This is a genomic window from Mesorhizobium sp., assembly GCF_005063415.1.
In the GTDB taxonomy this organism is placed as follows: Bacteria; Pseudomonadota; Alphaproteobacteria; order Rhizobiales; family Rhizobiaceae; genus Mesorhizobium.
Window position 1 is genome coordinate 40,590 of the sequence record NZ_SUEG01000025.1, and the last position, 6,045, is coordinate 46,634.

6 protein-coding genes are annotated in these 6,045 nt (G+C 61.8%); 3 read left to right on the forward strand and 3 right to left on the reverse strand.

Translation table 11 applies throughout. The features are described 5' to 3' along the window. Nucleotides 1–222: 222 nt before the first annotated feature. From ligD to E5W70_RS09765, 3 genes are all read right to left on the reverse strand, one after another. On the reverse strand, nt 223–2,724 hold the full coding sequence (gene ligD, locus E5W70_RS09755) for a DNA ligase D (protein ID WP_292656971.1): 2,502 nt from the start codon (nt 2,722–2,724) through the stop codon (nt 223–225). Nucleotides 2,725–2,733: 9 nt separating this feature from the next. Continuing rightward, a complete protein-coding gene (locus E5W70_RS09760; RefSeq protein ID WP_292656973.1) occupies nt 2,734–3,585 on the reverse strand; it encodes a Ku protein in 852 nt (283 codons plus the stop codon). Between the two features lie 136 nt (nt 3,586–3,721). After that, a complete protein-coding gene (locus tag E5W70_RS09765) occupies nt 3,722–4,228 on the reverse strand; it encodes a ferritin-like domain-containing protein (protein WP_292656975.1) in 507 nt (168 codons plus the stop codon). Nucleotides 4,229–4,637: 409 nt separating this feature from the next. On the opposite strand from E5W70_RS09765, the gene E5W70_RS09770 reads away from it, so the two are divergent. The 3 genes from E5W70_RS09770 to E5W70_RS09780 form a co-directional block, all read left to right on the forward strand. Next, nucleotides 4,638–4,784 (forward strand): hypothetical protein, encoded by a 147-nt coding sequence (locus E5W70_RS09770; RefSeq protein ID WP_023718851.1) that lies wholly within the window; start codon nt 4,638–4,640, stop codon nt 4,782–4,784. A 257-nt stretch (nt 4,785–5,041) separates the two neighbouring features. Next, nucleotides 5,042–5,422 (forward strand): DCC1-like thiol-disulfide oxidoreductase family protein, encoded by a 381-nt coding sequence (locus tag E5W70_RS09775; RefSeq protein ID WP_292656998.1) that lies wholly within the window; start codon nt 5,042–5,044, stop codon nt 5,420–5,422. 49 nt (nt 5,423–5,471) lie between these two features. Further along, nucleotides 5,472–6,045, forward strand: a 574-nt coding sequence (locus tag E5W70_RS09780; protein ID WP_292656982.1) for a saccharopine dehydrogenase NADP-binding domain-containing protein, incomplete at its 3' end; no start/stop codon positions are given.

The window sequence follows — 6,045 nt, forward strand, 5'->3', positions numbered from 1 at the left end:
GGCGCGCTTCGATGCGCTAGAACGGTTCAGCGTTTCACGGAAACGCCGAACCACTCTATCTTTTTGTTTTGACGCAATTCCGGACGGAAAACCGTTTCACACTTTTCCTGGAATTGCTCTAAAGCGCGTCGCGTTCGACCGGCCTCATGCGACGCGCTTTAGGTTCTTGTTTTGATGCATGTCGTCGTCGCAAAACCGCTGCACACTTTTGCGCGACATGCATTAGCCGCGCTTGAGCGGCTTGCTCCGCTTGAAAAAATCCGCCCAGGGATCGGCTTGCCCGAGCCGCTTCAGCGTCGTCTTGTCGCCGATCGGAAAGGCGTTCGGCGGCAATCCAGCCTCGATTTCCGCCCACGTCACCGGCATCGAAACCGTGGCGCCTTTCTTGGCGCGCGACGAATAAGGCGCAACCGTGGTGGCGCCGCGGCCATTGCGTAGATAATCGACGAAAATCTTGCCCGTGCGCGCCTTCTTCGACAGCGTCGCCGTGTAGCGGTCGGGTGCGCCCTGTTCGAGCGCTCGGGCGAACTCATGGGCGAAGCCTTTGACTTCGTCCCAGTCCGCTGACGGCTTCAGCGGCACGAGGACATGATAGCCCTTGCCGCCCGAGGTCTTGACGAAATTCGGCAGGGACAGTTCGTCGAGCCGGCTGCGGATATCGAGCGCCGCGGCACGCACCGCCTTCACGTCGACACCCTCATCGGGATCGAGATCGAAGATGATCTGGTCGGGTTTTTCCAGCTCGTCCGTGGTCGAGCCCCAGATGTGGATCTCGACGACGCCGAGCTGCACCAGGGCCACGACACCGTCGAAATCGCGGATGAACAATATCTCCTCGCCGTCGGTGGGATCCTTCATCACGGCGATCTTGTCGTGCATGCCGGCCGAGGCATGTTTTTGGAAGAACCGTTGGCCGCCAACGCCGTCCGGCGCCCGCACGAGGCTGAGCGGCCGGTTGATGACGAATTGCTTCATGCGCGGCCAGACCAGCGCGTAGTGATCGACCAGATCCTGCTTCGATACATTCTCTTCGGGCCACAGAAGCTTGTCGGGGCGGGACAGCGTAACCGAGGTTTTCGCCGTGCCTGCGGCTTTGGCGGGCTTTGGCTTTGGCTCTGCCGTGGCTGAGCGTGCTTTCGGTTTCTCCTGCACGACTTCCTCCGCCGGCTTGTCCTCGCGCAATCCCTGGAACGACGCGTGGCGTATTATACGGTCCGACGTCCAACTGCGAAACTCCACCTCGCCGACAAGTTCGGGCTTGACCCAGACCAGCCCCTTGCCCCTTGGCACCGCCCTGTCGAAGGGCGAGGTTGTCGTCTTCAGCGCATCAAGCCTCTTCTTCAGCTCGTTGGTGCTTTTGGCCGTGAAGCCGGTGCCGACGCGGCCGGCATAGCGCAGCTTGCCGCCCTCGTGATAGCCGACCAGCAGCGAGCGCAGGCCGCGCCCGGTCTTGTCCGACGGCATGTAGCCGCCGATGACGAATTCCTGGCGCGCCGTGCATTTCGACTTCACCCACGATGGAACACGGCCGCTGCGGTAGGGCGCATCGGCGCGCTTGGAGACGACGCCTTCGAGGCCCAGGCGGCAAGCATGCTCCAGCATGATCTTGCCGGGCTCGGCAAAGTGGTCGCTGAAGCGCACGGCCTGATCCTCGGCCTGTCCGGCGAGCAAGGTGCGCAGTCTTTCCTTGCGCTCGACCAGCGGCTCGGAACGGATATCCTCACCGTTGAGACGCAACAGGTCGAAGACATAGTAGATGAAACGGTCCGTACGGCCCGCCGACAGATCTTGCTGCAGCAGCGAGAATGACGAGACACCGTTATCCGCCAGCACGACGATTTCGCCGTCGATGATCGCATCGGTGCATTTCAGGCCGCCAAGTGCCGCGACAATTGCGCCACCGAATTTGTCGGTCCAGTCGAGGCCGGTGCGTGTCAAAAGCCGCACCTCGGTGCCGGCAAGCTGCGCCTGCATGCGATAGCCGTCGAACTTCACCTCATGCAGCCAGTCCTTGCCGGGCGGCGCGTCCCGCTCCAGCGTTGCCAGCGCCGGTTCGATGAATTCGAGCCGCCTTGCCGCGACGGCCTTCGCTTTGCTGGCGGCCGGCCTGTCGGACTGCCAGACGCTTGGCTTCTCGCCGTCGGCGGTCTTGCCTTCGCCGACCTCCTCGATGGTCAGGCCGGATTTCACCGATTGCGGCGCCTCCTGCAAAATGTCCTCGCCCGGACGCGCGGCGGCATCGTCGGATTTGATCAGCAACCAGTTGTCACGCTTTTCGCCCGGACGCGGCTTCAGCCGCACCAGATGCCAGGCGCCGTGCAATTTGTGGCCGTGCAGTTCGAAGTTGATATGGCCTTTCTTCATCGCCTTTGCCGGGTCGCCATCGGGGACCCAAGTTCCCTCGTCCCAGACGATGACCGAGCCGCCGCCATATTGGTCCTTCGGGATAGTGCCTTCAAACGGCGCATAGTCGATCGGGTGGTCCTCGACATGCACGGCGAGCCGCTTTTCGTGCGGGTCGAGGCTCGGGCCTCGCGTCACCGCCCAGCTCCACAGCACGCCGCCATGCTCAAGACGAAGGTCGTAGTGGAGCCTGGTGGCGGCATGCTTGTGGATAACGAAGATGCCACCCGGCTCGGCTTTCTTGCCGCGCGAAACCTTGCCGGCCGGTTCGGCCGTCTTCTTGAAATTGCGCTTGGCGTGATACTGCTCGAGGCTGGCCATGGTCTGATCCTAAGCAGATTTGCGCCGGGCGGCTTTGGACTTGGCGCCTTTTGCCGGGCGTCCGGTCTTTGCCGGCGCACCGGCTTCCGACGAAAGGCTCTTCTTCAGTGCATCGAAGAGATTGACGACGTTGGAGGGCCCTGGTTCCGCCTTTGTCTTCGGTGCCTTCTTGCCGGCCTTCTTGGCGCGCACCAGCTCGATCAGGGCGTTTTCGTATTTGTCCTCGAATTCGGAAGGATCGAACTTCGCCTGTTTCTCATCGACGATGTATTCGGCCAGCCTGATCATCTCGGCGTCGGTCTTCACTGGCTTGATGTCGCCGAACACCATGTCGGGCCTGCGAACCGTATCGCCATAGCGAAGGGTCGTCAGCAGCAGACCCTTGCCCAACGGCTCGATGACCACCGGACGTTCGCGGCGATAGAGCACGATGCGGGCTAGCCCCGCGGTCTTCTTGGCGGCCATGGCCTCACGGATGACGGCGAAGGCCTCTTCCGAGACCTCGTCCGCAGGCGTCACATAATAGGGCGTATCGAGATAGATCTGCTGGATCGAGGATTTTTCGATGAACCCATCGAGGCTCATTGTATGCGAGGATTCGATCTGCACGGCTTCGATCTCCTCCTCCTCGATTTGGACGAAGTCGCCGTCGCCGATCTCGTAGCCCTTGATCTCGTCGCCTTCATCGAGCGGCTTGCCGCTTGCCGAATCGACATAGACGCGCCTGACAGTGTTGCCAGTCTTGCGGTTGAGCACGCGGAACGAGACCTTCTCGGCCTGGGTGACGACATTGGTCAGTTCGACGGCGCAAGTGACCAGCGAAAGCTTGAGATACCCTCTCCAGGCCGGGCGCGGCGCCATGACAAACTCCCTGCGCGACAATGTTCAACCGAGAACGGGCAAAGTCCGTTCCGGTTCCGGTCCGGTTCCGGCGGCGCAAAGGCAAGTCCGGGCTTTCAGCCCAGCCTTGCCTTGAACTCCATTCTCGATCGCGGCCCTACTCGGCGGCTTGCAGGTTGATCTTGCTTTCCGCCATCTCGGTAAGCTTACGGTCGGTCGCCTGTTCCTCCTTGAGATTGTTGGCCAGCACATTGGCGCAGTCGCTGCGGCCCAGTTGCTTGGCCCAGGCGATCAAGGTGCCGTAACGGGTCATCTCATAATGCTCGACCGCCTGGGCGGACGCGATCAGCGCAGCGTCGAGGACCTCCTTGTCGGCGATGTCGCCGCTGACGTCGTCCGCCTCTTCGAGAATGCCGTCGATGGCCGGGCAGTCGACCTGCTTGGCCTTCACGCCGTGCAGTTCGAACACCTGCTCGACACGCTGGATATGACCCTTGGTCTGGACGAGATGTTTCTCAAAGCCGGCTTTCAGCTGCGGATCACTCGCCTTGTCGATCATCTTCGGCAGCGATTTCTCGATCTGTTTTTCAGCGTAGTAAATGTCGCGCAGCGTGTGCACGAACAGATCGTCGAGTGTTTTGATATCCTTCGAAAAGAAGCCCATGGCCTTTGCCTTTCCCATTGCTCTTGCAGTTTCGGATTTTTGGCTGCGGCCCAACCCGAGCACCACAGCCTGCGGAACCGGTTCGTCCCGGCACTGGGAAATCAACGTGCGGCTGACGGGCGGGTTCCTGGTTTTCCGGCCGCGTGCACGGAAATTTCGCGGTCCAGTAAGAACCTGAAACAAAACCGCGCTTCTGCGACATTCAGGCGAAACATATGTGATGCAAAAGTCACACTGGACGAAATGCCGACGGACTGCATGGAAACACCGCGAATCAGCCGCATTCCAGCCATGAACAAAGGCATTTTCGACCAGAGATTAACATCGCGTTCACCGACTATTCACGCCTGGACGCTATGATCCCCGCAATTCGGAAGGGACATCCGAAACGGGACAGGGACCGAGTAAAATGAGCTTCTGGAATCAAATCGCCGGCTATGCCGCCGCCATCCGCGAATTCGTCGCGCCGACCTATCGACCCGAGCGCTATTACATGCGCGGCCCAGGCCCCGCCTGCGCGCGCCGTGGCAACACGCTTGGGATCAGCGTGCACTGATGATGAGCATGGAGAGCCGTCACGACAGCCGTATCTGCCGGCCCGACGCCGACAATCGGTCAACGACCTATCGCGCCGAGCGCCCTGCGCTGACCGACAGACGGCGTGCGACGACGCCAAGCCTCTAGCATTCCGGGCTTTGATCCAGCCGCCGGCAGGCCTAGTGTCGCCTGACACCAGCTGCCGGGCGCCACGTGATCATCAAGCCGAACCATTCTCCTGAGCCGCCAGAATTCGAATCGAGTCGCCCGTTGATCGTGTTCGACGGTATTTGCGTGCTGTGCTCGGGCTTTGTGCGCATGGTGGTGAAGCTCGACCGCAAGGGCCGCTTCCATTTCGCAACGGCGCAGTCGCCCTTCGGCGAGATGCTGTTCAAGAAATACGGGCTGCGGACGGATCGTTACGAGACCAATCTCGTCATCGTCGATGGCGCCGCTTTCACCCGCCTGGACAGTTTCGTTGCCGTCATGGCCGAACTCGGGTGGCCGTGGCGGGCGGCGCGGATCCTGCTGCTGTTGCCGCGCCCGCTTCGCGACTGGCTCTACGACCGCATCGCAAAGAACCGCTACGCCCTGTTCGGCAAGAAGGACAATTGTGAAATCCCTTCCGCCAAGGTGAGGACAAGATTGATCGGCTAGCCTCATTGCCGTGGCCGGAGCGGCGCTGGGCATTTTGGGGGAACTGCGGATGAAGGTTCTTGTCGTCGGCGGCTATGGCACCTTTGGCGGTCGCACCGTCGAGCTTTTGGAGGGCGAGCCGCGTCTGATCCTCTTCGTCGCCGGGCGCTCGCTCGCCAAGGCTGACGCGTATTGCAAGAGGCGCGCCCCGACAGCAGCCCGGCTGGTGCCGGCACTGTTCGACGGTGACGGCGATCTCGCCGCGCAACTCGCTGCATTTGAGCCTGACATTGTGGTCGACGCGAGCGGTCCGTTCCAGGCCTATGGCGAGGGACGCTATCGCCTGATCGAGGCATGCATCGCCCGGCGCGTCAACTATCTCGATCTTGCCGACGGCTCGGATTTCGTCGCCGGTGTCTCTGCGTTCGACGAGGCGGCGCGAAACGCCGGCGTCTTCGTGCTGTCCGGCGTCTCGAGCTTTCCGGTGCTGACGGCGGCGGTGGTGCGTCGCCTGTCTTCGGACCTGACGCGGGTCGACGGCATTCGCGGCGGCATCGCGCCGTCGCCCTTTGCCGGTGTCGGCGAGAACGTCATTCGCGCCATCGCCGGTTACGCCGGCCAGCGGGTGCGGCTTGTTCGCAACC

Bases quoted from the DNA above. Each gene is read 5' to 3' on its own strand.
- ligD (WP_292656971.1), bottom strand. From the start codon at position 2,724: ATGGCCAGCCTCGAGCAGTATCACGCCAAGCGCAATTTCAAGAAGACG.
- E5W70_RS09760 (WP_292656973.1), bottom strand. From the start codon at position 3,585: ATGGCGCCGCGCCCGGCCTGGAGAGGGTATCTCAAGCTTTCGCTGGTC.
- E5W70_RS09765 (WP_292656975.1), bottom strand. From the start codon at position 4,228: ATGGGCTTCTTTTCGAAGGATATCAAAACACTCGACGATCTGTTCGTG.
- E5W70_RS09770 (WP_023718851.1), top strand. From the start codon at position 4,638: ATGAGCTTCTGGAATCAAATCGCCGGCTATGCCGCCGCCATCCGCGAA.